The sequence below is a fragment of the Chitinophaga qingshengii genome, from assembly GCF_014529935.1.
Lineage (GTDB): Bacteria > Bacteroidota > Bacteroidia > Chitinophagales > Chitinophagaceae > Chitinophaga > Chitinophaga qingshengii.
In genome coordinates, this window is record NZ_JACVFC010000001.1 from 932,496 (window position 1) to 957,777 (window position 25,282).

Sequence of the window (25,282 nt, forward strand, 5' to 3'; positions counted from 1 at the left end):
CGAACACTGCTCCGGTCTTCTTTTTTACAGATAATTCGTATTTGATGATTATCTTGTTTCCCGGAAAAAATAACGTACATGCAATATACTCCTGCTACCGACAGATATGATGCCATGACCTACCACCGTTGCGGCAAAAGCGGGCTGCAGCTGCCAGCCATATCACTGGGCCTTTGGCATAACTTCGGCTCTATCGATAATTATGAAAATGGCCGTAGTATTATCCGGCAGGCCTTTGACAAAGGCATTACCCATTTTGATCTGGCCAACAACTACGGCCCTGTTCCTGGCAGCGCCGAAGAGAATTTCGGCCGAGTGCTCCGGCAGGACTTTACCGGCCACCTGCGCGATGAGCTGGTAATTTCCACCAAAGCCGGTTACCTGATGTGGCCCGGCCCTTATGGCGACAAAGGCTCCCGTAAATATCTCATCTCCAGCCTTGACCAGAGCCTGCGCCGGATGCAACTCGAATATGTAGACATCTTCTACTCTCACCGTCCCGATCCGGAGACGCCGATAGAAGAAACCATGGGCGCGCTGCACAGCATTGTACAACAAGGGAAAGCCCTCTACGTAGGCCTCTCCAACTACAGCGCCGAACAAACCCGGCAAGCGGTGGCCATCCTGCAATCACTCGGTACACCCTGCCTCATTCATCAGCCTAAATACAGCATGTTTGAAAGATGGGTAGAAGGCGGTCTGCTGGATGTTCTCGAGGCTAACGGTATCGGCTGTATTCCTTTTTCGCCGCTGGCACAGGGACTGCTCACCGATCGTTATCTGCACGGCATTCCGGCAGGATCCCGTGCCAGCAAGCCTAGCGGCTTCCTGCAGGAAAACGAGGTGTCTGAAGAAAAAATAGTGAAGATTAAACAGCTGCACAGCCTGGCGCAGGAGCGCGGGCAATCGCTTGCCCAGATGGCGCTGGCGTGGATATTAAAAGATAAACGTATCACCTCCGTATTGATCGGCGCCAGTTCCGTCGCGCAACTGGACAATAATCTGGATACACTGAAAAATGTTTCGTTTACCGGGGAAGAGTTGGAGAGGATAGAGCAGATATTGCATGGGGCAGGAGCAAAATGATGTTGTCGTTGAGAAACACCGGGGCAATCCAGGAAACCCAGGGCTGAAGCGCTGGGTTTCCTGGATTGCCTCATAACCTCGTGATTACCGGGGTTTGGCCCGTTCATATTGTACCGGCCATTTCACCGATGTATCGCCTAATTGATGGGCCGCATGCAACGGAAAATAGGGATCACGCAGCATTTCCCGCGCCATCAGTATGATGTCGGCCTTTCCCTCATCGATGATGCCGGCTGCTTCTTCGGCGGTGGTGATGAGTCCCACCGCGCCGGTGGCTATTTTGGCTCCTTTCTTTATTTTCTCTGCGAAGGGTGTCTGGTAAAGCGGCCCTACCGTAATTTTTTGATAGGGCACCAGACCGCCGGAAGAACAATCCACCAGGTCTACCTCTTCTGTTTTCAACAATGCTGCCAATTGCACGGACTGCTCCAGGTCCCACCCGCCGGGCGCCCAATCGGTAGCGGATATACGTACCAGCAGCGGCAGTTCTTTCGGCCATACCGCCCTTACGGATTCCACTGTCTGCAACAACAGCCGGGTGCGGTTTTCAAAAGACCCGCCATATTCATCCGTCCGCTGGTTACTAAGCGGCGACAGGAAGTTATGTAACAGATAGCCATGCGCCGCATGTATTTCCACCACCTTAAAACCGGCTTGCAAAGCCCTGGCGGCAGCCTTTCTAAAATCGTTCAGCACCTGTAAGATACCTTCCGTGTCAAGGGCTACCGGCATCGGATATACGTCGCTGAATGGAATGGCGCTGGGGGCGTATACTTCCCATCCGCCATCTGCCGGGGCAATCTTACCACTTCCCTCCCATGGCCGGATAGTACTGGCCTTACGCCCTGCATGCGCCAGCTGGATACCGGGCACCGCTCCCTGTCCCTCTATAAAGGCGGTGATACGCTGTAACATAGGGATATGTTCATCTTTCCAGATACCCAGGTCCTGCGGGGAAATACGGCCTTCCGGCGATACCGCCGCCGCTTCGGTGAGTACCAGTCCGGCCCCGCCTACCGCCCGGCTTCCCAGGTGCACCAGGTGCCAGTCGTTTGCAAAACCGTCTTGAGAAGAATACTCACACATGGGAGATACCGCAATGCGGTTACGCAGCGTAATGGTCCTCAGCTGCAACGGAGTGAACAAATTCGCCATGGGCTCTCATTTTATCTGCTTAAAAATAACGTATTCTGTGCGAATTGCCATTACCGGTTGCCGGCCATTGGGTAACGAGCATTGCTATGACCAGTAACCCGTATATTTGATGATGGAAAATATGGAACAACACCGGCAGGAGCTCGCTACGCAGGGCTATACTGTACTGGAAAATATTTTTTCCGGCGCTGAAGTGCAAAGGATGTTACAGCTGATAACCTCCTCCGCAGATACCAGTCAGGCTGTATTCCGCAAAACGGCCGACCTGTTTGCCATCCGGCAGTTTCTGCAAGCGGTGCCGGGTGTAAAAGCGCTCATTTTTACCACCGCCTTACAACATATTATTCATACTTTTTTTGGAGAAGATTATGTACCGGTGAAGTCGATTTATTTTGATAAACCGGGCCAGTCCAACTGGTTTGTGGCCTGGCACCAGGACCTGACTATTTCCGTTAAGGACCGGGTTGAAGCCGAAGGATTTGGCAACTGGATCGTTAAACAGGACCAGTATACCGTGCAACCGCCGTTATCGCTGCTGGAGAATATCTACACCATCCGGTTGCACCTGGATGATACCGACGCCCAAAACGGCGCATTGAAAGTAATACCCGGCAGTCATTTGCAGGGCATCGTGCGGCCCGATACGCTTTCCCTGGAAGAGACGCCCGATGTGACGTGTAGTGTCAAATCCGGTGGCATTATGATTATGCGGCCATTGCTGATGCACGCTTCTTCCCGTAGCACCAGCGGCGCTAACCGGCGCGTAGTGCATATGGAATTTTCCAATCGCAGCCTGCCGGGCGGATTAGCCTGGGCCGAGCGATGTGATTTACGAATTTTTTGATTTACGATTTAGGGATTTAAAAAGAGCGAAGATCACATAATAAAATGTTGGTCCTCGCTCTTTTTAAATCCCTAAATCGTAAATCAAAAAATTCGTAAATACTAGTATCCCGCATTTTGTTTCAGCACCGATGCACCGTCTTTCACGCTAAGGTCTATCTGGCGTTGCGGAATAGGGTAAAATTTATTCCGTGCGCCGAAATTACCGGTAGCAATATCAGAAGTGATTGTTTTTTCGTAGCTGAAGTAGCGGTTGATTTCTGTCTGCGCCAGTCCCCATCTTACCAGGTCGAAGAAGCGGTGCCCTTCCATCGCCAGTTCCAGCTTCCGTTCAAAACGGATGGCTTTGAGGGCGTAGTCTTTACCGCTACCGGCAAAAGTGCCGGCCGGATAGGGGCTGATGTGATAGTTGGCCGCAGGGTCTTCCGTATAACCGCCCATGGGGTCATCCGGATTGATATATTCTTTCACCCAGCCGACAGGGTTAGCGGCACGTTCGCGGACCATATTCACGTAATCCTGCGCTTTGTCGAGACTACCTGCATTAGCCTGGCATTCAGCGGCCATCAGGAGTACATCCGCAAAACGTATCAGTACGTAGTTGATAGCGTTACCGGGCGCCCAGGAGTTACCGTCATAAAATTTATCCTGGTTTACCTGCATGTATACGTTTTTGAGGGCAGCGTATGGACCGGCAGATTGCTGGTTACGTACCCAGGACATGCCCGGATGGAGGCCCCAGTCGAGGAAAGGAATACCACGGCGGCCTACCGTCCAGTCCAGGCGCGGGTCAAGATTACCGGCATCCGGCGTAAAGGCTACGGTATCCGGCACACCCATATCATTTTTCACGGGGTGCTGGTTGAAAGCGTCGAGGTAAGGAAGTCCATCATCATCGGTGCGGAAGGAATTAACCAGATCCTGTGAAGGCTGATAAAAACCGCAGCAGCTGAAAGGTCCGTTGTACGGGTAGTTGAGCATATCGCCCTGGTTGGCATTGCCGGTACCGCCGGAACCGTCGTTGGCACTGTATTGTATGGAGAATACCGCTTCCTTGTTATTTTCTGTAAATGCGTCGAAGTTATCGTGGAAGTGTTCCATCAGGCCATATTTCAGTCCTTTGGTGGTAACGCCGGAATTGATCACGTCTTCAAACAAGGGCATAGCAGCGGCAAACTTGCCCTGGTACAACAATGTTTTAGCCAGATAAGCCACCGCAGCCCATTTATTGGCCCTGCCTACTTCTTTTTGTGTTTCAGGCAGGTGATCGGCGGCAAACTTAAAATCCGCTTCAATCATCGGCCATACATCTTTATCATTCGGTATTTTATAATCATTTACCACCAGCTTTTTATAGTCGGCGGAATTTTCATCTACCCAGGGCACTTTATCAAACATCTTCTTCAGATCGGAATAATAGTGTCCGCGCAGGAAGCGGGCTTCTCCGGCTACAACATCCTTTTCGGCTGGTGTCATGTCTGTTACATTGGCCAGCACATGCAACGTAAAATTACAGCGGCGGATGCCTTCATAGTCCACGCGCCATTTATCGTTGAAGAAGCCGTTGCTGGAATTGGCGGCGAATGTAACGATCTGCAGGATAGAAGCCGCATCGCTGGGATCGCTGCCTTTGTGCGCATCGCCACCGGCCACGCTGCCGTAGATCCAGTTATCGGGGGCCACCGCGTAACCACTGCCGCCGGAGAGGTTTTTCATATCTCCGTCTGCGTAGTCTTGTCCGTCCAGCGCACCATAAGCGCCGATGAGCAGGGTATTCACGCCTTTTTTATTGGTGACGGCATCTTCCTGTAAAGCAGATTGCGGCTCCCGCTCCAGGAAGCTCTTGCTGCAGCCTGCGAGGAGTAAGGTAGTAAAAGAAGCGCCCAACAGTATATGATACAATGTTTTCATGGTCGTGTTTTTAGAATAAGCAACGATTAAAAACCCAGGTTCACCCCGATGAGGAATTGGCGTTGATTGGGGTAAGCCCCTTCATCCACGCCGAAGTCGGTGATGTTGGAACCGCCGATTTCAGGATCTATACCGGAGTATTTGGTGATAGTAAACAGGTTAGCTGCCTGAACGTATACACGGAATTTTTGTATGTGCAAACGTGACAGGGAGCCGGCAGGCAGCGTATATCCCAGCATCATGTTTTTAGCGCGCAGGTAAGCGCCGTTTTCCACCATGTAGGAATTGGGAACGCTTTGTGTGCTCACAGAACCATCTACTTCCTGTATAGGTGCTTTAGCGTTCATATGATCAGGGCGCCAGGAGTCATACAGGGCTGTTTTGCTTTTGGCGCTTTCAAACGAAGCATAGAAATCGCGCCACCAGCGTACGTTGTTCCATATCTGGTTGCCATGTGTGCCGAACAGGAAAATGCTGAAGTCGAAGTTTTTGTATGACACGCCGATATTGATGCCATAGGTGAAGTCCGGGTTGGGATTGCCGAGTACGGTACGGTCTTCCGGCGTAATGCGGCCGTCACCGTTCACATCTTTATAGCGGAAGCGCCCTACTCCTGCTCCCTCCTGGTAAAAAGCGTCCGGGTCGTTGGTCGCTTTTTTCACTTTGTCGTTGGCATCGGTCAGTTCCTGGGCACTGTTCCAGAAACCTTCGATCTGGTAACCGAAGAAAGAAGATACCGGTTGACCGACCATGTTACGGATGATGTTATTGCCTTCAAAGCGGCGGGCATCATCGGCATCGAAGTAATCTACCCCGTCGGCGATCTTCATGATTTCATTTTTATAGGTCGTGAAGGTACCGTTGATATTCAGCTTCAGTTTTTTGCCGAGGTCCTTATGCCAACCGATGGAGAAATCGAAGCCATGGTTTTTCATTTGCGCGATGTTCACAAACGGCTGGGCGGCCGTACCGGCGAGGCCTGGCAGTTCCGGGTTATAGAGCAGGTCTTTGATATCCTTGCGGTAATAATCGACAGAGAAGTCCAGTTCACCTTTGAACAGGGACGCATCGATACCGATGTTGGCGTTCACATCGCTTTCCCATTTAGCGTCTGGGTTACCGATCTGCATACCTGAGAAACCGGCCATGAGGCTGTTATTGGTACCGGCCAGGTCGTAATAGGTAGCGCTGCGTTTGCCACCATAGAGGAAGTACCCGTTGTTGACGCTGAGGTTTAACTGGTTGCCCATGATACCCCAGCCACCGCGTACTTTCAGGTCGCTGATCCAGGTGAGCGGTTTCATAAAGGCTTCCTCTGAAACGCGCCAGCCCGCAGTGACAGCGGGGAACCAGCCGAAGCGGTTATTGATGAATTTGGAAGATCCATCTCGGCGGATGGTAGCGCTGACCAGGTATTTATCGCGGAAGGCGTAGTCTACGCGGCCCAGCAGAGAGTACAGGCCTTCCTGTTCGCGGTTGCTGTAGTTTGTTTGCGTACCCGTACCGGTGCTGAGGTCCGGGAAGTTGGGATCGAATGTAAAATAATCTTTCGTAGTACCGCCGACAGAGCGTTTGCGGCTATCGAATGCTTCCGTGCCTGCCACAATTTTCAGGTCATGGATTTTATTGAAGTTTTGGTGATAGGTCAGCGTGTTGGTCCAGGTCCAGCTGTGACCGTTGTTGGAACCTTCCGTGTAAGAATTGGAAGTATTGTTTTCCTTGTTTTCATACTGGGGGTAAGTGAAGGAGTGGGACCACCCGGAATAGATCTCACCACCGAAGCTGGTGCGGAAGGTGAGGTATTTCAGGAAGTCCACTTCTCCGTAGATGTTACCAAACAAACGGGTGTTAAGGCCTTTGTTGTTTCTTGTGCGCACCTGCATTGCCACCGGGTTGTTGGCATCTCCGAGGGCGTCGCCCCAGGAGCCAGCAAAATTGCCTTTGATATCATACACCGGTATGATGCTTTGTTCGCGCATGGCGTGGCCGATGGCCGCGTCGGAGGTGTTAATTTCCACAGCTGGGTTTTCCGTCATCGAAAAAGCGAGATTTTCCCCCACTCTGATATGATCTGTGATGTTGTACTGGGTATTGGAACGGATGGTATATCTTTTCAGATAGGTGTTCAGCAAAGTACCCTGTTGATTAAAATAATTGAGGGAAAAGAGATAGTTACCACGATCACCCCCACCGCTCACCGCCACGTTGTGGCTGGTGATGGGAGCTGGCCGGAAGATTTCGCGGAACCAGTTGGTACCCGTTTTGTTGGCGCGGGTGATGCGGTAAAAATTGTTATAGTCGTTCTGATCAGTAAAGTTGGGGTTAACATAATACTTTGAAGGGTCTACCGCCGGATCGCCTTCTTTAGCGCCGTCCGGTGTGATATAGTCCGGGATGACCGGTGCAGTGCCGTTACCATACTGGGGCGTATGCGGATTCAGGCCGGAGTTGGTATAGGCCATCCAGCGCAGCTGTGCCTGTTCAGCAGGATCGAGGGTATTCCAGACGTTCCCGGTTTTCGGGTATTGGCGGCCGTAGTATCCGTCGTAATGCACCGATACTTTACCGGAGCCTCTGCGGGTGGTGATTACGATCACGCCGTTGGAAGCGCGGGCGCCGTAGATAGAAGCAGCGCCGGCATCTTTCAGTACCTGAAGGCTGGCCACATCGTTGGGGTTGAGGTCAGCGATATCGGTGGTGGGTACCCCATCCACCACGTACAGGGGTGAGTTGGAGCCGAAGGTATTCACGCCGCGGATTCTTATTTGCGGCGCTTCCCCAGGCTGTCCCGAACCGATGACCGTAACGCCGGAGGCTTGTCCCTGCAGCTGTTCAGTCACCTGTGCCGTCGGTTGACGGTTCAGCTGTTCGATGTTCACCACCGCGACCGCTCCGGTGAGGTCTTTTTTCTTCTGGGTGGTATAGCCGGTCACCACGATTTCATTCAGTGCGCTGGCCCCTTCTTTCAGGATGAAGTTCACCAGCTGTCTATCGCCGACGGCTATACGCTGTGTTTCAAAACCGATGAAAGTCACCTCCAGCTGGTCATCGCTTTTACCCGGAACAGAGATGGTGTACACTCCGTCAGCGTTGGTAACGGTGCCGATACTGGTACCGGGGATGCGGACGGTTACTCCCGCGATAGGATTACCTTTTTCATCTTTTACCGTTCCTTTCACCGGCCGGTGTTGCAGAAGAGTTGAAGACGTTGCCGGCGTGGGGACCGGTGTTTTCTCCGTGATCATGTAAAAGTGATCCCTGAGTTTTTCGAAATGCAGGTTAAATGGCGCCAATGCTTTTTGGAGCGCTTCTTCCGCTGTCTGGCAGCTGGTGACGGTTACCTGTACCCGTTTGCTTTTCACCAGGTTGCTTTTGTAGGCAATAGAAACGTTGAAGCGTTCTTCTATCAGGTGCAGTACATCTTTCAGGGAAGACTCGTCAGGCTGGTCGCTCGTTTTTTTAAGAGCGGCCGTGGAGTGGTTGCCGGCAGCCAGTGCCTGGCCCGCAACCGATTGAAACAGGAAATACAGGGCTAAAGAGGGCAATAACGCCACACGTAAACCTCTTTTCATGTGAACGGGTTTTGACGATTAATAATTAGACTTTGGTTTTCGGGTAAAAGGTGGCCTGCCTTTTACGCGGGTTTTATTTCTTTTGAATCCAGACTTCGTCGCCTTTTTGGTTGAATTTCATTCGGAAAACCTTTTCCAGCTGTACCAGCATGGTATCGGCATTATAGACAATAGGCATAGAGCCTGATACTTTATATTTCAGCAGTTGGGTATCCTGTACGATGATGGTTTTGCCGAATACCCGTTCCATAAAGGCAGCAGCATCTGCCAGGGAATAATCCTCCATCGTGAGGCGGCCTGTATGCCAGGACACGTACTGGTCGGCGTTAACGCTGCTTTTCGTAAAATCGCCGTCCTGTTTGCTGTACCGCACCATTTCTCCGGGTTGCAGGGCGAGGGAGGTGTTATGGCCTTCGATATGCAATAATATCTTTCCCTGCTGCAGTACCACCACTACTTCTTTGCCGGCGCTGTTGACATTAAACTGAGTGCCCAGCACTTCCACATTGACGTTGTCATAGGTATGAACGATAAATTTTTGATTGGAGCGGGTATGTTTTACATGGAAGAAGGCTTCCCCATCGAGCCATACCTCTCTTGGCTTGCCGTCGGTTCCCGCGTATAACAGGCGGGAATTGGCGTTGAGTGTTACTTCCGAGCTATCGGGCAGCAACAATGTCTTCACTTCTCCCAGGCGGGTATGCGCGCTGAGGATAGCCGGTGTATGTTCCGTTTGCCACCACCACCAGCCGCCGGCGATGAGCATGCCGAATAGTACCGCTGCCGCATATTTCCAGAGCTGCCACCAGTTTGACCGTGTTTTAGGAGCCGATGGCGCTTCGTCTTCCAGGCCGCCGCAGATCGCATCCCACAGCGCTTCCTTCTGCCCTGCAGAGAGCTGATACGGAGTAAAGCGTATGTTTTGCACCAGTTGCCGGGCTTCGCGGATATCAGCTTCCTTTTCCGGGTGCTGTTGCAGCCATCGTTCCCAGAACACATTCCGGGTGGCCGGTTGCAGTACCCATTGCTGGAAATCTTCGTCCAACGCAAAGTCGCGGGCGGTGTATGATAAATAATCTTTACGGGCCAAGTGGCAGTCTTTTTACTAAAGAGCAGGAAGTGGGTCTTTTCTCATCAGTTTTTTCAAAAAAAATGTGTTCATCTCCCTAAAAACAATAGCAGCAAGGGGAAAGGGAGATTTTTCTTCAGGATAGCGATGGCTTTAGAGATGGTATTATATACAGAATCCACCTGCATGGACATGATGCCCGCCACTTCGTTGTAGCTGAGGTTCTGATAAAAGCGAAGATAGATGGCCTCCCGCTGGCGGCGGGTGAGGTTAGCGAGAGCGGCCTGCAGTAGTTTTTTTTGTTCAGCGGCCGTTTCTTCCAAGATCAGCTGGTTTTCCTTGGGTGTGGTGAATTCAAACTCAAAGCCATCCCAGGAATCGCGGTGTTGCCAGCGGCGGTCCCGTTGCAGGGAGCGCAGCAGGCGACGGCGCAGGCTACTGATAAGGTAATAACGGATGTGCTGCACCTGGGGGCTGAGATGCTCCCGGGTGAGCCAGAGGTCCTGAAACAGGTCCTGGATATTATCGTTGACCCTTTCATGATCGCGGCAGAAATGCATGCCATAATGATACAGGTGATCGATATGGGCTTCATATATTTCAGCGAAGGCGTGGCGATCTCCCTCCAGCAGGCGTCCCCAAAGTGAGGAATGGGAAGGCACCACTTTCAGGTCCGCGCGTACTGCTTTCCCTGTATTCATACAATTTTGGTTGAGTTAACTAAAGCTGTGCAATTATTCTGACAAATGCAAATATTTTTTGGTACGGGATATGTAACGCGTTCATTTAAAAAGTATCCATGAAAAAGTTCACCTATCTTTTGTTTGCCATGATGGCAGTATTGATGAGCAGCTGCGAAGTGATTGGCGGTATTTTTAAAGCCGGCGTGTGGACCGGTATTATTATCGTAGCTATTGTAGTGGGACTCATTATCTTCCTGATATCAAGGGGTTCCAGGAAAGACTAAAAATGGAATACACCAATATTGCGGTTTACATTGAACACCTCTCCTATCTGGGCGTTTTCCTCTGGTTTGCCATTATAGAGCAGTTCACGCCCATACCGGAAGAGATTTCACTGATGAGTACGGGGTATATCGCAATACACACCGGCCTTAACCCTTTTCTTTGCGGTGCGGCAGCGCTTGCAGGGCTATTGACGCTGGATAATGCGCTGTTTTATCTGTCGATGAAGGGTAGTCATTTTACACAGAAACTATTCGACAAGCTCAATACCCAACTGGTAGACCGGGTACAGGAACAGCTGAAGAAACATGCCGTCAGAACGTTATTGATCACCGCCATGATACCTCAGTTGCGTTTTTTCAGTCCGGTGATAGCCGCGTTGTCGCATATCCGCTGGAAGCTGTTTTTCCTCGTGAATGGCGCCGCCACCCTGTTTTATACGGTCGTATATATGTTACTGGGTATCTTCTTTCATCAACAGCTGACAAGGCTTTTGAAGAAGTTACATCTCACACAGCATATTATTTTTATAGTGTTGATGTTGATTATCGCGGTTTACCTTATCCGGAAAGCAGGCAAGTTGCTGTTAAAAGCATCCAAAGCTAAATAGCTATTTATCAGCTTAAATATGAATTATATTTATATTAATATTCGTTATTCGTACATTGTTTTGTAAAGACAACCAACCAGTTAACCAGAGATTTTTCAAAAAAAGTGAACGCAATATTTTTTTAAATCAAATAATTACCTACTTTTGCATCCCCGTCAAACGGGAAACACACCGGAAAAAGTTTCGGGACGTAGCGCAGCCCGGTAGCGCACTTGCATGGGGTGCAAGGGGTCGCTAGTTCGAATCTAGTCGTCCCGACGAAACAGAAAAAGCCTGAGAAAATTTCTCAGGCTTTTTATTATTTATCCTTAATCCACTGTAGCTATGAAAATATTCAAGTATCCCACCATTCCGGCATTAATAGCAGTTGGCACCTTGTTGGTTTTCTCCTGCAAAAAAGATGGTACCCAAGGCCCGGAAGGTCCTATCGGCTTAAAAAGTCTGCTAGATGTACAGACTGTTCCTCCAAGCGAAAAATGTGAAAACGGCGGTTTGGTTGTGAAGAGTGGTATTGATAAAAATGGCAATAACATTCTAGATGCCGGCGAGGTTGAGAATACTCACTATGTATGTAATGGAAGTAATGCTATTTCGGACAAACAAGTCATACTAAAATTGGGCGGAGTGTCTGCCAGTTATGTTACCTATCCCGTACCTATTGCTGTAACACAGACTGCAATAGCGCTTCCCAGGTTTAACATAAAAAACTATCCTGGCGTAGATTCTATTATCATGTTCGCTGCTCCGTGGGGAGGAAGAAATAGCGGAGGTGATGTTAATAGTAAAACTAAAGTAGAACTGTACAACTTCACTGATAATGCTCCTATCAACAACAGTGCTGTAATTTCCTCTGCAAGCGCTGCGACAGCTAAATTTTCTTCCTCTGATAATATCTATTCCGTGTTTCCTAAAAGTGAATTTGATCTCGGCATTAAGGTTTCGGGAATGATTCCCGGCGATTTTGCTTTTTCAGGTGATGTGATAATGATTTTATACAGAAAATAATCTCTTGCATTGGGCACAAGGATACTAGTTCGAATCTAGTCGTCCCGACGAAAAAAAGGATAGTTTTCAACTATCCTTTTTTTATTTTTATCTATTATCCTCTCCTAAATATCTGTTATGAAAAAGATATTTGATGCCTTGTAACACCAATTGTGTTTACAAGTGAAAAAACAAACGCTTCTAAAAGAAACTGACCATCGCCGGACCTATAATCTTATCAGAAAGAATATCTACGCTATTTGTCCATATTGCAAATGGCACGCTAATTTCTATAGGGGCTGCTGCGAAAAGCCGTTCCCCTACTTTCTATATGAAGATGACGGGACAGATAAACCAGAGAAGTCAAAATTCACCAATCATCCAAATTGGAAAGCAGTCTTTAAAAACAAGAGACAATGGATGAAAAAAAGATTCCTGGTTGAAAGAACCCTTGTGTCTGACGGCAGTTTATTAATTCGATTCGGTTGGTAAATTTTCTGCGGCCTTACAACATGAAGTTGTAAGGCTTTTTTATTACCATCTATTTTCCTTTCTTTACATGGAATGCAAGGCTCATTGGAGAAGACAGCCCGGCCGAATTTTTGATAACCTTTCTTCAGAAAACCAATCTGGCTGCGTTGGCAAAAATATATCAGATTATTAATAATGCGATACGTTCACATGATCATCCGTATCAGAAAACAAATGTAGATCATGCATAGAAATTTCCCGACAATTACACCCGGATTACTCTATCATCATGCTCCCGAAATGATAGCATGGCTCTGTCAGACTTTTGGGTTTAAAAAGAAGCTGGTCATACCCGGAGAAGACGGAAAAATTCTTCACGCGCATCTGGTTTTGGGTAATGGAGGTGTTATGCTTTCTTCTGCTGAAGACTACGGATATCCCGATTTGTGTAAATCGCCTCAACAAACGGGCGCCAGCACAGTAGAGATCATTGTTTTTGTGGAAGATATTGACGAGCACTATCAGCATTCACAACAACAGGGGGCTAACATTGTCCTACCACTCGAAGACAAACCGTATGGTGGGAAAGGGTATTCCGTTAAAGACCCTGAAGGTTATACGTGGGCCTTCGGCTCGTATGATCCATGGCAAAGTTGATAATCAATTCCTGAACTATTTCAACAAATCAGCAACAACCTGCGCTCACCGGGCTTTTCCCTGGGCGCCCGGTGAACACAGGGAAGCACCTTACTTTCAGGATGGTCTACCGCAAGCCGCCATAGATTACCCAGACCTAAGCTGATCGGATGTGCATCAGGAGTAGCCTGATAGTGCAGATCAAAGAAATGTTCACTTAAGAATACGTCAAAACCTTCAGCTGGTCCATCATATAGTTTTTGGAGCTTAGCACGTATTTCCGGAACAAGCACTTTTTGTTGGGCCTGTGAATTGGGCAATATGTCACTGGGCTCACCGTAGTAGGTACATAAAAAAGTATCGGTTGGTACAGGAGAGCGATCTACGTGATAGGAATACACATCAGTCGGAAAAAAGGTATCATCCTGATCATAGTGATTGATCAGATTCAGCACCGGTGATGCTCCATGCGCTTTCAATGTTTCCAGGTCGTTTAACAGTATTTCACGGGCTAGCTGCCCTTGTTCACTCAACTGAAGTGCATGAAGTTCCGTAGGTTCAACTTCCGTTATATTGCCGCTTTGCCTTATCTTTTGAACAATCTCCCCAAAATCGCCTGTTAGTTTACGCGCCCAGCACATTGCGTTGATTTCTCCCTGAAATGGCGTGGCAACAAGATCCTGAAAAGACGTGACATAACGGATCTGAGATAAATCTATCATAATGGCGAAGATAGCTATAAAATCAGGAAGTCATTCCGGCTGCCCTGCATACAGCATCAAACAAAATAAAAAACTTCAACCGAAAACCAGTTGAAGTTTTTTATGTAGTGTTTTATTTGACAGGCTTTAACGCACATCTTTCAGTTTAACATCCAATTTATCACCATCTTTCCGGATGGTCACGGTTGTTTCTATTTCCGCTGTTGCACCGGAAGATCCATTGGCCGAATTATAAATAGGCGTGGATGACAATACGGCTCCACTTGGATGCACCAGGTTCGATGTTCCTGCATAATAGGAGTAAGAATAGCGGTGCGTATATCCAAAGGAAGTGAATAAGATATACTCTCCCGGCATCAGATTGGTGAATTCAAAATGCCCTTTGTCATCATACACGGTCGTTCTCTTAATACAGTCGGCAACGTTAGGATCAATGGGTACTTCGGACACCTTTTTGCGTTTCCGTATTTTCCGGTTCACTTCTTTCCATTCTTCGAGATACGCTGAATTGGGAATAATAGAGACCACCGTGCCTTTGGGCGCAAACTGTGCCCTGTTGATATTCACCAGCTGTCTTCCGGTACCGGCGTGATCCCTTGCGAAGGCAACACCCATAATAACGCTGTTCCCATTCTCTGTTTTTCTCAGATTTTCCGCTTTGTCGAACTTGCTGGCAATAGGCTGATAGTCCAGCTCCTCATCCACACAAATTTCTACCGTTCCGCCGCCTACGGGCATCTCCCGTTGCCAGATCCTGCGATCTTTCTTATCGATGATATAGGCATACACAGCTCCGGTACTCTCTTCCAGTACGTTCACCAACCAGCTTTCATGTTTACCGGTTTTATTCGAATAAAAGATATAACTCTTTACGTCTTTGATGATGTAATTGGACACCACACTGTCGGGACTAGCACTGGTACCATAATAGAATTCCTGTATCATCGCCTTATACCCTGCTTCCAGGGGCAATGTGGTAAAAAGAATTTCTGATACGTTAAAATCAAAATACTTTCCGGGGGCCTTTATCTTTAATGCGTGGGTTTTGCCACCAGTCAAGTCCTGACCGGTAACCTGACTGCCGAAAGTCAGATCGATCGAGCCTTTTAAACCTTTATACTTATAACTAACCGGGCTAAACGTTTTTGCATCGGCTACAGATACCCTGCTTTTAAACCATTTATCTTTTTCGTCGGTGTAGTCCGTTGCAAATTTGATCTCATTACCCGAGATAGTCAGGTCGTTGACAAAAGTTCCTTTCTTTTCCCACTGTTGATTTTTTACATAGTAAATCCGGTACATTGATTTGCCGGTTTTTAACCGGGAGGTGTTAATGTCTGGGTGTCCGGGTACAACGGTTTTCTGTGCGAAGCTGGCTAACGGCAATATCAATAACAATATTGCTTTCAATGAAATTTGCATGCAGTACTTATATTTTCTTACCAAATGATAATAATAGCCTCCCCCAAGGCCTTTTTCCTATCGTTGTGATTTTTCAAAGGCATTTGAGACATGGCTGGTTTCGTAAATGTATTCTAAAAAACAATGAATATCTTTTTTGCAAACAGGTACGAAAATAACCACTTTTAGCCTATTTTAAGTCATAAAGGGCTATATCCGTTCAATTTTTCCGGTATTTCCGGCAAAACACTTGATAAGTTTACATGCATACGGATGATGTCAGTGTCCCCGCAACTGCTTTACAAAAGCGGCAATGGCCGCCCCTATTATCTTTCCAAATTTACATAAAAAACCTCCCGGTTTTCGTATACCCTGCTCCGTTTGATTCAATAGTAGACCGGAGCATGTTACCTCAAAATGGGAGATGACAATACCTCGTAAAAACTACTTACGCTTATTTTCAAAATAATTGGCCAGTTCACTGATGGTCATTCCGGGATTCAGGTCGTTCAGATTAGCCTCTACCCCCAGCTTCTGTTGCAGCCTGGACATCAGCCGAACAGCCAGGATGGAATTCATTCCCTCCAGATCCTGAAAAGAATGATCAGGAGAGATGTTACCTGCCGGGATACCGGCGGTTTCACTGATGGCACTGATAATGGTGGATTCCATTGGGTTTTTCATATGTCATGGTTTTTTGAAGGTGTAAAACTGATAAAGTAACATTTCCGATTACAAATGGTTTAACACTGTTACCTGCATCATAGGCGTATTCCCATAAATTGCTCATCCAGTGCGTGAAAGCGAAAAAAGGAGGTTATTTCCTTTTACCACTTTGTTAACAATTAAAGTAGTACTTTTAACTGAACTAAATATATTACCGGACAGCGCTTTATATTTCCATCTATTCTCCTGGCATATTTGAGATTTATTCCTCGCTTCTATCAAAATTTCAAGTATGGCCATTTTTATTTTTTTTGCCGCTTTGTGGTATCTGTCACTATTTTCACAAACATTCTTTCAACACCGGTATGCCGCACACGGGGCCTTTACCATGAGTAAAGGATGGGAAAAATTTTTCTTCATCTTCACCTATATTACGCAAGGCTCCTCTTATATGAGTCCCAGGGCTTATGCCATCATGCACAGGCTGCATCATGCGCATACAGACACGGAACTGGATCCCCATTCCCCTTCCAATTCGTCAAATATATTCGCCATGATGTGGGGAACCAGAACTGCCTATCAGCAGATACTCCACAATAAAGTGGAAGTAGAGGCCAGATACACCAAAAACCTTCCTGATTGGGGCGCTTTTGACAGGTTCGCCAACAGTACTTTTTCCAGGCTTATGTGGGTAGCAGGGTATATCCTTTTCTTTATTGTTTTCGCAACCAATCCTTATCAGTATTTACTATTGCCGATCGTGATTTCAATGGGTGCTTTTCACGGAGCGATTGTTAACTGGTTTGCACACAAATATGGCTACATTAATTTCAAACTACGGAACACCGCTATGAATCTATTGTTCGTTGACGTGTTGATGTTAGGCGAATCCTATCACAACAATCACCATAAACATCCTTCTTCCGTTAATTTTGGACAACGCTGGTTCGAGATTGATCCGGTATTTTATATCATCAAACTGCTCAATTCTTTGAAAGTGATCAAATTGGCTTACATTCCCAAGCAACAGATGACTATCTCCTGAAAATATCAACAGAAAAGCCAGTTAACAAAATTTCCGGCACAACAGGCGGAAATCTTGTTAACTGGCTTATGAACAATACTGAAGTATTATCTTAAAATATCAGGGCTTGGGACCCGCTTTCTTTACCGATGCTGCAAAGTAACCTTTAGCATTCCTGTCGCGGAGAAACGTCACCTTATCTTTCTCCCTCACTGCCTCCAATAAGTCATTCATATGAAAGAATATGTCTTCCCCGGATTTATCATCCACAATAAATCCAAATCCCTTTGAATGGTTAAAGAATGAGACAGTCCCTGTTCTGACAGGGTCTTCTGCAGGCCGGGGCGTAGCGCCAATTTGGATATCCTTCGCCTCTATTTCAGCCCTCTTTGTTTCCCTGGGAGGAGAGGCACTGAGATTCCCATTTTCATCAACGTAGGCCAGCATATCCTCCAGGCCCTTCCCTTTGTTGTTATTCAATTTGCGCTCCTGCGTTCTTTGTGCCTTATTCTCTTTCGCTTTTGCCTTTTTATTTCTGTTTTCTTTCTTGGAAAAAGATTCTCCCATAACAACCTGTTTTAGTTAAATCGCACAATTGCGTAATTTTTCTATATAAAAATGGAACCGACTATCTTATAAACCTGTCAAACCAAAGCTGACAGGCGGTTAATCAGTTTGTCAGATCACTCAAATTGCCAACGAAAATATTCATAGCGTAAAAGTTTTAAATATGAAGAATATGGCCGCTGGAAGCGAGGACTGAGGAAGAAAAGAGATTATCCAGACTAAATCAGAAGAAGCAGGGGCAGGAGCCTGTAATCGGCTAAAGATAGGATATTACCTCGAATACCGCCCGAATATTTTCGCCTGCCGGTATTTTCGGTTGATTCCGGGTGATGATTCGAAAGCACCGGTATTAACAGACAAATCATTTTATTATGTCAACGAAAACAAAAATTATTCTCTGCATGCTCTTCTTAGGATTAACCGGTATTTGTCTTTATCATTTCTTCGGCTAAAAAAATTCAATATGAAAACAGCTGTCAACATTTGGGGAATTAAAGAATTTGAAGGCGATGGGAAGAGCTGTCCTGTTATTCCCGCTCAACTTCCCTGGTATAGGAAAGCCGCCCTCACTTTTTTTCGTTTCGGCGTATGTCCGCTTTGTATAACCATGAGCTTGCTTTATAGTCTAAAGAAAATTTTCAGGAACAAGGCAGGAGGATAAAAATCCTCCTGAGGAGCGTTATGGCACTTTTTTGGTAATATCGCCAACTGCTACGTTTATAATCTTGTGTAGCGCGGAAACTTATGGCACAAAGTGTGAAAGCGATCATTTGTATTTTATTGTTATTCAGTAGCTTAACAGGATACACTCAAAATCACCCCGATACAACGGCGGACAAACAAAAAACCATTTATTTTTTTAGTGGCCTTGGAGCAGACTCAACCATTTTTATGAACCTGGATCTTCCGGGTTACCATAAAGTGTACATTAACTGGGTTCCGGCATTACCCAGTGAAAATATAACACAGTATGCCGAAAGAATAAAAAGCCAGATTACGGTGGAGAATCCTTATATAATCGGACTTTCTTTCGGCGGCATCATCGCCGTAGAGGTATCCAAACTGATCAACGTAAAAAAGATGGTCCTGCTCTCTTCCGTAAAAACAAAAAGCGAACTGAACAAAAGGCAATTTTTCTTTATGCGGTTAGGGCTTTATCGGCTCATCCCCAGCGGACTGATAAAACACACCAACTTCCTGACGTTTCGTTATTTTGGAGCACGCTCTCCCAACGACAAAAAAGCGCTCACCCATTTACTGTTGGACACCGACGTTGCCTTTTTCCGTTGGGCATTGAAAAGTATTGCTCATTGGGATAACAAAGAAGCGCCAGAAAGAACCATTCAAATACATGGAACTGCCGACAGGGTTATTACCAGCAAACTGGTACATCCTGATTACCGCATTAAGGGCGGTGGTCACCTGATGGTGTTAAATGAGGCGGATACCATCAGTAAGATCATTTTGCGTTATTTTGGTGAAAACAGCAATAAATAATAAGGGAAAAATTTGTTTGTATCTTTAGTTCAAACAAGTGAGCAACCTATATATTTACCTATGAAATTGAATTTCTTTAAGAAAGCTAAGCCAGTGGTACCTAATTTTGAAGCGCTTTATCATTCACCGTTAAAGGATCAATACTTTTATCGCACCAGGCAATGGCTCCGTGGCAACAACGATAATATCACTATCATTGACAACACCGCTCCCCGGGTGATCACGATGGATCCCTGGCCTCAGATGATTTTTCTGGATGCAACAGGCAAACAAACCATTAACGAATATGTGAACTTCATAGCCGGCAAATACAAAAACAACGTTCCTGCTGATCTGGATACTACTATTCTTTCGATGATCGACCTTCTTCTCAAAGAGAATGTTATATGCCTGTCAACTGTGCCAAGAGAACCGGACCCTCAACATCAGGTTCCAGTCAGTAAATAATTCCTTTCCGGAGAACAGCCTGATAAAGGATAGCTCTAAGCGATGTGACAATCAAGTATTACTCCCCGCTCAACGCTGTAACAATCTGCCTGGCCGTAGTATTCGTTGAATCTAACGCCAATGCACGTTTATAATAACGCAACGCATTCTTTTTGTCATTTTTTTTATAATACGCTTCACCAAGGCTGTCGAAAACATTGCCGGAAGCGGGGAAAAGCCGGGTATTGCGGGTGAAGATAATAATGGCATCATCCAGCCGGTTATGATTCATATAATAATAGCCCAGGTTATTGAGCGCCGACTCATTGTCAAAATTATACTCCCCGGCATGGCGGCTTTTTAATTGTTGATATAGTGTTAATGCCTGTTGAGCATTGAGCTGGTCCAGTTTTCCGTTAAAAAGATCCACGACCGGTTTTTTAGGCTGCTGATAAGGTTTCCCGTCGAGAATAGCCTGTATGGCGGTATTGATTTCGTATAGGTTTCCCTGTTTGTTATTCGTCAGGAGGATAACCGTGCGTCCCCGGGGCGGATCACTCACCAGCAGCGCGTTATAGCGCAGTGCGGAGCCATCATGTATATGCCGCGTAATATGATCCTCTGCCATCTCCCCTCCTCCTAATCCGGATTGTCTGTTGGGGCCGGAGGGGTAGAGTATTGTCCTGGTATCTGCAGGAGACAGCAAACGAAAAGTGTTGATAGCATTGGACCATTGGTAGAAATCATCTGCCGTTACGGCCGTCCACCCGGATATAGCTAAGATCAGGGGATCGGCCTGGCGTTCATTATTAAAAGCGATGGCGATCGGTGTATCCTTCTCCGTAGGATCTACCACAGCAGCATTCATCCCGCAGGGCCGCAATAATTGTTGCTCCACAAACGTATTAAAAGGCATGCCGGTGATTTTCTCAATAATCCGGCGTTGCAGGAACACACAATTGTTGCTGTACAAATAGTTACTCCCTGGTGTAAAAAGCAGCTGCTGTCTGTCTCTCAGGTCCTGCATAATATCGGCATCTGAGTGGACCGTTTTCCAATTGAGGTCCGGCAAGCCGCTGGTATACTGTAACAGGTGCAGGATACTGACAGAATCGGACCAGGCCGGCAGCCCGGGTATATACGCCGACACTTTATCCTCCAGCTTCAGTTTCCCCTGCGCTTTCAGCATCATGATACCCACCGCGTTAAACTCCTTTGCGATAGACCCGATATGAAAGCGATGTTGCAGGGTGAGTGGTATTTTACTTCCCGGATCAGCAAAACCGATGGCTGTTTTATACAGTACCTTGTTATGATCGGCCACCAGCACATTGCCGTTAAACAGGCCCAGGCGGTTCGTACGGTGTATCAGGGAATCTATTTCGGCAGCCTGGCCCCTGGCTATCATTGAAAAAGTGGACACAATAAATAAAAACAGCAGATTTTTTCTCATAACGTGCCTGGTTAAAATGGGTAACTAAAGTTAATCCAACGCCTTTATATTTGCAACAGGGGTAGTCCTAAAATGCCTCCTGATTGTCGTATTTGCCCATGTCCGGTTTTGAGCAGGCGATGTATGTTTGTATCAACAAAAATGAACATCATGAAAAACATCCTGCTACTGCTCACCCTGATCCTGTTTACCATGACCACCTCTTACGCACAGCAAAAACCAACCACCTCCGGATATGCGCCTGTTAACGGTTTAAAACTCTATTATGAAACCTATGGAGAAGGCACGCCGCTGGTATTGATTCATGGCAGTTTTATGAACATCGGCATGAACTGGGGCCAGCTGATCCCGGCCTTATCCAAATCCCACAAAGTAATTGCCCTGGAAATGCAGGGACATGGCCGGACGGCGGACATCGACCGGGCCTATTCCTACGAAGGACTGGCAGGCGATGTAGCCGGACTGCTAAACTATCTGAACATCAAACAGGCGGATGTGGTAGGCTATAGTTTAGGCGGTACCATAGCCTATCAACTGGCTATTGCCCATCCGGAGATGATCAAAAAACTTATTATTATTTCCGGGGTGTACAAAACGGCGGGCTGGTTGCCACAGGTGCAACAAGCTATCAAAGGACTGACACCGGAAACCCTGGCCCAGACACCGCTGAAACAAGCCTATGACGCGCTGGCGCCAGACCCTTCGCATTGGGCAGCTTTCATTAAAAAGCTGATGATATTGGAAGGAAAGGATTTTGATCTGGGAGATGATCACATCAAACACTTACCTCCTACGCTGTTGATTATGGGAGATAACGACGGGTCGGACCTTCAGTATACCGCCCACACCTACCATCTCATGGGGGGTGGTGTATGCGGTGATCTGGAGGGGCTACCCAAATCACAACTGGCCATCCTGCCAGGCGTTACCCACGTAAGCCTGATGATGGAAACAGCCAAACTAACGGGATTAATACTTCCGTTTATCGATAAGTAAAAACGAAAACCTTGCAGGCTTTAAACCTGCAAGGTTTCATAACCCTGTACCGTTTAAGACTGTTATCAATAATAAATATCCACGATACCATTAGGTGTTCCGGGTGTCACCACGGTAGAGTGTTGACCACAATCGGTGATGTCATTCGCTACTGTCCAGGACAACGGCGCCTGTGCAGTACCTACCTTCAGCTCAATACCACTCAGTCTTGTTTTAGCAGTATTAGGATAGTTGGAGCAGGTTACCACTCCATAGGCTTCCATTGACTCAGCAGCCCAGTAAAGTTTGGGAATACTGTTAACCGTAAGCGTAATGGAAGGATAACCGGTGAAAGCGGAAGTATAGCTATAATAGCTGCCACTGCCACTTACCAGGCTCATAATACCTTGCAGATTTGTACCAGGGGCAACACGGATCAGGTTACTAAACACGGAGTTATCCCCTACGTACCAGTTAGCGATGGCCCAGTAGTTGCCACCACCAGCGGCAGATGGTCCCCATTGCAATACCGGCTGCAGAATATTCCCGGAATTTTGTAACCCGTTGAACAGGAAGATGGTTTGACCGGAGTTGACAGCCGGTGCCGGTGGCACTACCCAGCTGGTACTAAAATACGAAATGGGTGTGGCGGAAGTGTTGGTCCAATAAGTGTAGGTGATCCAGCCGGAACCCAGCGGGAACCTGTCTTTTCCTGTTTTTGCATTGTTGTTGATAAAAGGAACGCCGTTGTTTTGTTGTACGATAGCGCCGTAATCGGCCACCATTTTACCCTGGCGATCGTATTGGCGAAGCCGGTTACCTTCTCCGCTCAGGTATTCGCCTGTTTGTACGTGATGTACTTTTGATTTATGCACCCAGCCGGCGGGGGTCAGTACTTGGTCCTGATGAGAGGCTGCCTGTACTTTTTCAGCAGCGGGAAGCGTGTTGTCAGTTGTAGTGCCTGCCTGTTCTTTTTTACAGGCCGTGAAGATGGTAGTACCTACCAATAGAAAGGTGAGAATGTATTTGCTCATAAAATTGGAGGGTTGGGTTAAGAATGTGGTTAAGAGAGTAACGGTTGATTGGGTTACCACTAAAATAAAACAACCTACCGCAAACCATTTGCACACATTCCGCTACAGTACCTACTTAGCGCTACCTCCAGGCATCGCGGAGTATCCGCAGCCAGTTGCCATGAAATACCTGTTGTATAGCAGCATCGGAATAACCCCGCTGCTGCAGTAGCCCGTCCAACTGCTGCACGTCAGCAATTGTTTCCAGGTCATAGGGTGACTGCTCTTTGCCATACATCCCGTCCAGATCGGTACCCAGGGCTATATGATTACAATTTCCCGCCAGCTGGCAGATGTGATCGTAGTGGTCTACCAGGGCCGCCAGCGGCACTCCGTCTTTCACCGGATCGGAAACACCCCGCACCCACCCGTTGGTGAGCATCCAAACATCCAACGCACCGCCTATCACCGCGTTCCTTTCTATCAACACTTTTATCTGATCGTCAGTTAACTGCCGCTGGTGCTGTACCAGGGAGCGACAGTTGTGATGACTGGCCCAAACCGGCCCTTTGTACAACTTCATCGCCTGCCAGAAGGCTTCATCTGTTAAATGCGTAACGTCCAGTATCATATGCAGCCGGTCCATTTCTTTCAGCAGCTCTATCCCCTTGCCGTTCAATGGCCCTGTTGTACCCGTTCCACCGGCATAACGCCCCGGTCCGTAGTGTGCAGGACCCAGCGCCCGCAAACCATCGCCATAGGCTTTCTCCAAATAGGATAGGTCTACCAGCGAGTCAGCGCCTTCCAGGCTTAGTATAAATCCTACCGGTTTGCCGGCATCTGCGATATCATCGTCTTCCCAAAGTCTAAGATGTTTTTCCAGCTGTGATCTGTCAGCGATCTGTATCATCTCACCCTGCTGTTCCATTGTTTTATACCAGGCTAATTGTCCCTGGCTCTGTGCCCAGGCCTGTTCCGGAGAATGCCAGCCAGGCAGCGTGCTTCCCGGTTCCACTACCCGCGCAATCTGAGTGGCTACTACCAAACCGATCTTTCCCTTTCTCAGTTCCGGCAACGAAACAACGCCCTTACCCCGGTCCAGCTTATCTGTCATGCCGGCCTCCCGGTCACGTATATGCTGCACCGTAGTTTTCAGGTCCCTGTTCCACTCCAATGCATTCATCGCCAGGTCGAGATGCCCGTCGATGATAAACTTTGATTGATTTCCCATATCATCCTGCTGTTTTACGTGCGGCAAGTTTTCTTGCGATCACATCTGCGGGATATTGCAATGCCAGTTCCCTGATCTTGTAACTAAAATCGGCGAAGGTTTCTTCCCATAACTTTGCTTCTTCTTCGGTGTATTCATAAAACCCTTTGGCGTTGGCTACGCCCCTACCGCCGGCATTGACAATATCTGTTATCAATCGGGGAACGGCGGTACTGTTATTAAGGTCCGGGAAAAGGTCCTTCATTACGTTGTGATAGGCGGGTACACCGGTGAGATCCATCCACCGGAAGATACCGACGAAAGTCATGAAATAACCTGCATTGTTACGGCATGATCTGTCTACATCTTCTACAGTAGCATATCCGTTTTCCACCAGGTAAAATGCCTCCCTGTACATGGCGTACATCAACCGGTTGGTAACAAATCCCCGGATGTCTTTACGCACCAGGATCGGCTCTTTGCCCCAGCGGTGCGACAACTGATACAGGTATTCTCCCAGCTGCACATCACTATCATCCCCGCAGATAACTTCCAGAAAACGGGTGGTATGCGATGGTTCGGCCCAATGTAATCCCAAAAACCGGGAAGGATGTTTGGTCAGCTTTTGTAACATACTGATGGGAATAGCAGAAGTGTTGCTAACCAGCAAACAACCGGGATCAATGACCGTTTCAATTTTATTATAAACCGCTTTTTTGATCTCCAGGTTTTCAATGGTGCTTTCTATCACCAGTCCGCATGGCTGCAACAATGTATAATCCTCTGTAATCACCAGCGCCTGCAACAACTCAACCGGGTCTTTCCGGGTGATGCCTTCTTCAAATGAGCGGTGTAAATGAGCAGCGATGCGTTTGGAGGCATGTAGTAAATCATCCGGAATGGGCGCAACCGCAATTACCCGGTGGCCGGCCATCAGCAGGCAGGCCGTAATACTGCAGCCCATTAAACCGAGTCCAACTACGCCGACTATTACATCGTTTGTTTCAGTGTTTATCATAACTGTAT

23 protein-coding genes and 1 tRNA gene are annotated in these 25,282 nt (G+C 47.4%); 11 read left to right on the top strand and 13 right to left on the bottom strand.

All coding sequences use genetic code 11. The annotated features are described in order from the left end of the window. Positions 1-78: 78 nt before the first annotated feature. Positions 79-1,086, top strand: a complete 1,008-nt coding sequence (gene mgrA, locus ICL07_RS03225) for an L-glyceraldehyde 3-phosphate reductase (RefSeq protein WP_188086502.1) — start codon at positions 79-81, stop codon at positions 1,084-1,086. Between the two features lie 84 nt (positions 1,087-1,170). On the opposite strand, the gene ICL07_RS03230 is transcribed toward mgrA, so the two are convergent. Then, positions 1,171-2,241 (bottom strand): NADH:flavin oxidoreductase/NADH oxidase, encoded by a 1,071-nt coding sequence (locus ICL07_RS03230; RefSeq protein ID WP_188086503.1) that lies wholly within the window; start codon positions 2,239-2,241, stop codon positions 1,171-1,173. 109 nt (positions 2,242-2,350) lie between these two features. Between ICL07_RS03230 and ICL07_RS03235 the strand changes: the two genes are divergently transcribed. Then, positions 2,351-3,085, top strand: a complete 735-nt coding sequence (locus ICL07_RS03235; protein ID WP_246484965.1) for a phytanoyl-CoA dioxygenase family protein — start codon at positions 2,351-2,353, stop codon at positions 3,083-3,085. Between the two features lie 101 nt (positions 3,086-3,186). On the opposite strand, the gene ICL07_RS03240 is transcribed toward ICL07_RS03235, so the two are convergent. The 4 genes from ICL07_RS03240 to ICL07_RS03255 form a co-directional block, all read right to left on the bottom strand. Further along, positions 3,187-4,995: a RagB/SusD family nutrient uptake outer membrane protein gene (locus tag ICL07_RS03240; RefSeq protein WP_188086504.1), complete on the bottom strand. Its 1,809-nt coding sequence runs from the start codon at positions 4,993-4,995 to the stop codon at positions 3,187-3,189. A 26-nt stretch (positions 4,996-5,021) separates the two neighbouring features. Then, entirely contained in the window at positions 5,022-8,567 is a 3,546-nt protein-coding gene (locus ICL07_RS03245; protein ID WP_188086505.1) for a SusC/RagA family TonB-linked outer membrane protein, read from the bottom strand. Between the two features lie 73 nt (positions 8,568-8,640). Further along, on the bottom strand, positions 8,641-9,657 hold the full coding sequence (locus tag ICL07_RS03250; protein WP_188086506.1) for a FecR family protein: 1,017 nt from the start codon (positions 9,655-9,657) through the stop codon (positions 8,641-8,643). Positions 9,658-9,725: 68 nt separating this feature from the next. Next, positions 9,726-10,337 carry an RNA polymerase sigma factor gene (locus ICL07_RS03255; RefSeq protein WP_188086507.1) on the bottom strand — a complete coding sequence of 204 codons (612 nt, stop codon included), beginning with the start codon at positions 10,335-10,337 and terminating at the stop codon, positions 9,726-9,728. Between the two features lie 98 nt (positions 10,338-10,435). On the opposite strand from ICL07_RS03255, the gene ICL07_RS03260 reads away from it, so the two are divergent. The 5 genes from ICL07_RS03260 to ICL07_RS03280 all read left to right on the top strand — a co-directional run bounded on the left by ICL07_RS03260 (position 10,436) and on the right by ICL07_RS03280 (position 13,323). Continuing rightward, complete coding sequence (locus ICL07_RS03260) at positions 10,436-10,603, top strand: phosphatidate cytidylyltransferase (protein ID WP_188086508.1); 168 nt, start codon at positions 10,436-10,438, stop codon at positions 10,601-10,603. A 2-nt stretch (positions 10,604-10,605) separates the two neighbouring features. Continuing rightward, positions 10,606-11,211, top strand: a complete 606-nt coding sequence (locus ICL07_RS03265; RefSeq protein WP_188086509.1) for a DedA family protein — start codon at positions 10,606-10,608, stop codon at positions 11,209-11,211. 184 nt (positions 11,212-11,395) lie between these two features. Further along, a tRNA-Pro gene (locus ICL07_RS03270) sits at positions 11,396-11,469 on the top strand. 66 nt (positions 11,470-11,535) lie between these two features. Beyond that, positions 11,536-12,216, top strand: coding sequence for a DUF7151 family protein (locus tag ICL07_RS03275; RefSeq protein ID WP_188086510.1), 681 nt, complete (start codon positions 11,536-11,538; stop codon positions 12,214-12,216). Between the two features lie 693 nt (positions 12,217-12,909). Then, positions 12,910-13,323 carry a VOC family protein gene (locus ICL07_RS03280; protein WP_188086511.1) on the top strand — a complete coding sequence of 138 codons (414 nt, stop codon included), beginning with the start codon at positions 12,910-12,912 and terminating at the stop codon, positions 13,321-13,323. A gap of 20 nt (positions 13,324-13,343) precedes the next feature. Here the strand turns inward: ICL07_RS03280 and ICL07_RS03285 are convergent, their stop codons facing one another. From ICL07_RS03285 to ICL07_RS03295, 3 genes are all read right to left on the bottom strand, one after another. Then, a complete protein-coding gene (locus ICL07_RS03285) occupies positions 13,344-14,024 on the bottom strand; it encodes a hypothetical protein (RefSeq protein ID WP_188086512.1) in 681 nt (226 codons plus the stop codon). Positions 14,025-14,150: 126 nt separating this feature from the next. Then, positions 14,151-15,446: a DUF3108 domain-containing protein gene (locus ICL07_RS03290; protein ID WP_188086513.1), complete on the bottom strand. Its 1,296-nt coding sequence runs from the start codon at positions 15,444-15,446 to the stop codon at positions 14,151-14,153. 423 nt (positions 15,447-15,869) lie between these two features. Continuing rightward, complete coding sequence (locus ICL07_RS03295; RefSeq protein ID WP_188086514.1) at positions 15,870-16,109, bottom strand: acyl carrier protein; 240 nt, start codon at positions 16,107-16,109, stop codon at positions 15,870-15,872. 274 nt (positions 16,110-16,383) lie between these two features. On the opposite strand from ICL07_RS03295, the gene ICL07_RS03300 reads away from it, so the two are divergent. Beyond that, positions 16,384-17,136, top strand: coding sequence for an acyl-CoA desaturase (locus ICL07_RS03300; protein ID WP_188086515.1), 753 nt, complete (start codon positions 16,384-16,386; stop codon positions 17,134-17,136). Positions 17,137-17,235: 99 nt separating this feature from the next. Here the strand turns inward: ICL07_RS03300 and ICL07_RS03305 are convergent, their stop codons facing one another. Further along, the gene (locus ICL07_RS03305) at positions 17,236-17,682 is read right to left on the bottom strand and encodes a cold shock domain-containing protein (protein WP_188086516.1); all 447 of its coding nucleotides are present in this window, start codon (positions 17,680-17,682) and stop codon (positions 17,236-17,238) included. 744 nt (positions 17,683-18,426) lie between these two features. On the opposite strand from ICL07_RS03305, the gene ICL07_RS03315 reads away from it, so the two are divergent. Next, the gene (locus ICL07_RS03315; protein ID WP_343070964.1) at positions 18,427-19,179 is read left to right on the top strand and encodes an alpha/beta hydrolase; all 753 of its coding nucleotides are present in this window, start codon (positions 18,427-18,429) and stop codon (positions 19,177-19,179) included. A 60-nt stretch (positions 19,180-19,239) separates the two neighbouring features. Then, positions 19,240-19,626, top strand: coding sequence for a hypothetical protein (locus ICL07_RS03320; RefSeq protein ID WP_188086519.1), 387 nt, complete (start codon positions 19,240-19,242; stop codon positions 19,624-19,626). A gap of 58 nt (positions 19,627-19,684) precedes the next feature. Here the strand turns inward: ICL07_RS03320 and ICL07_RS03325 are convergent, their stop codons facing one another. Further along, complete coding sequence (locus tag ICL07_RS03325; protein ID WP_188086520.1) at positions 19,685-21,058, bottom strand: serine hydrolase; 1,374 nt, start codon at positions 21,056-21,058, stop codon at positions 19,685-19,687. A gap of 150 nt (positions 21,059-21,208) precedes the next feature. On the opposite strand from ICL07_RS03325, the gene ICL07_RS03330 reads away from it, so the two are divergent. After that, positions 21,209-22,054, top strand: a complete 846-nt coding sequence (locus ICL07_RS03330; protein ID WP_246484966.1) for an alpha/beta fold hydrolase — start codon at positions 21,209-21,211, stop codon at positions 22,052-22,054. Between the two features lie 65 nt (positions 22,055-22,119). Here ICL07_RS03330 and ICL07_RS03335 read toward each other — a convergent pair whose 3' ends face one another. The 3 genes from ICL07_RS03335 to ICL07_RS03345 all read right to left on the bottom strand — a co-directional run bounded on the left by ICL07_RS03335 (position 22,120) and on the right by ICL07_RS03345 (position 25,274). Continuing rightward, entirely contained in the window at positions 22,120-23,067 is a 948-nt protein-coding gene (locus ICL07_RS03335) for a hypothetical protein (protein WP_188086522.1), read from the bottom strand. A gap of 121 nt (positions 23,068-23,188) precedes the next feature. Then, positions 23,189-24,277 (bottom strand): dipeptidase, encoded by a 1,089-nt coding sequence (locus ICL07_RS03340; RefSeq protein ID WP_188086523.1) that lies wholly within the window; start codon positions 24,275-24,277, stop codon positions 23,189-23,191. Between the two features lies 1 nt (position 24,278). Then, positions 24,279-25,274, bottom strand: coding sequence for a 3-hydroxyacyl-CoA dehydrogenase family protein (locus ICL07_RS03345; RefSeq protein WP_188086524.1), 996 nt, complete (start codon positions 25,272-25,274; stop codon positions 24,279-24,281). Between the last annotated feature and the right edge of the window lie 8 nt (positions 25,275-25,282).

Coding starts and splice junctions, on each gene's coding strand:
- mgrA (WP_188086502.1), top strand. CDS start 79: ATGCAATATACTCCTGCTACCGACAGATATGATGCCATGACCTACCAC.
- ICL07_RS03230 (WP_188086503.1), bottom strand. CDS start 2,241: ATGGCGAATTTGTTCACTCCGTTGCAGCTGAGGACCATTACGCTGCGT.
- ICL07_RS03235 (WP_246484965.1), top strand. CDS start 2,351: ATGATGGAAAATATGGAACAACACCGGCAGGAGCTCGCTACGCAGGGC.
- ICL07_RS03240 (WP_188086504.1), bottom strand. CDS start 4,995: ATGAAAACATTGTATCATATACTGTTGGGCGCTTCTTTTACTACCTTA.
- ICL07_RS03245 (WP_188086505.1), bottom strand. CDS start 8,567: ATGAAAAGAGGTTTACGTGTGGCGTTATTGCCCTCTTTAGCCCTGTAT.
- ICL07_RS03255 (WP_188086507.1), bottom strand. CDS start 10,337: ATGAATACAGGGAAAGCAGTACGCGCGGACCTGAAAGTGGTGCCTTCC.
- ICL07_RS03260 (WP_188086508.1), top strand. CDS start 10,436: ATGAAAAAGTTCACCTATCTTTTGTTTGCCATGATGGCAGTATTGATG.
- ICL07_RS03265 (WP_188086509.1), top strand. CDS start 10,606: ATGGAATACACCAATATTGCGGTTTACATTGAACACCTCTCCTATCTG.
- ICL07_RS03275 (WP_188086510.1), top strand. CDS start 11,536: ATGAAAATATTCAAGTATCCCACCATTCCGGCATTAATAGCAGTTGGC.
- ICL07_RS03280 (WP_188086511.1), top strand. CDS start 12,910: ATGCATAGAAATTTCCCGACAATTACACCCGGATTACTCTATCATCAT.
- ICL07_RS03285 (WP_188086512.1), bottom strand. CDS start 14,024: ATGATAGATTTATCTCAGATCCGTTATGTCACGTCTTTTCAGGATCTT.
- ICL07_RS03290 (WP_188086513.1), bottom strand. CDS start 15,446: ATGCAAATTTCATTGAAAGCAATATTGTTATTGATATTGCCGTTAGCC.
- ICL07_RS03295 (WP_188086514.1), bottom strand. CDS start 16,109: ATGAAAAACCCAATGGAATCCACCATTATCAGTGCCATCAGTGAAACC.
- ICL07_RS03300 (WP_188086515.1), top strand. CDS start 16,384: ATGGCCATTTTTATTTTTTTTGCCGCTTTGTGGTATCTGTCACTATTT.
- ICL07_RS03305 (WP_188086516.1), bottom strand. CDS start 17,682: ATGGGAGAATCTTTTTCCAAGAAAGAAAACAGAAATAAAAAGGCAAAA.
- ICL07_RS03315 (WP_343070964.1), top strand. CDS start 18,427: ATGGCACAAAGTGTGAAAGCGATCATTTGTATTTTATTGTTATTCAGT.
- ICL07_RS03320 (WP_188086519.1), top strand. CDS start 19,240: ATGAAATTGAATTTCTTTAAGAAAGCTAAGCCAGTGGTACCTAATTTT.
- ICL07_RS03325 (WP_188086520.1), bottom strand. CDS start 21,058: ATGAGAAAAAATCTGCTGTTTTTATTTATTGTGTCCACTTTTTCAATG.
- ICL07_RS03330 (WP_246484966.1), top strand. CDS start 21,209: ATGAAAAACATCCTGCTACTGCTCACCCTGATCCTGTTTACCATGACC.
- ICL07_RS03335 (WP_188086522.1), bottom strand. CDS start 23,067: ATGAGCAAATACATTCTCACCTTTCTATTGGTAGGTACTACCATCTTC.
- ICL07_RS03340 (WP_188086523.1), bottom strand. CDS start 24,277: ATGGGAAATCAATCAAAGTTTATCATCGACGGGCATCTCGACCTGGCG.
- ICL07_RS03345 (WP_188086524.1), bottom strand. CDS start 25,274: ATGATAAACACTGAAACAAACGATGTAATAGTCGGCGTAGTTGGACTC.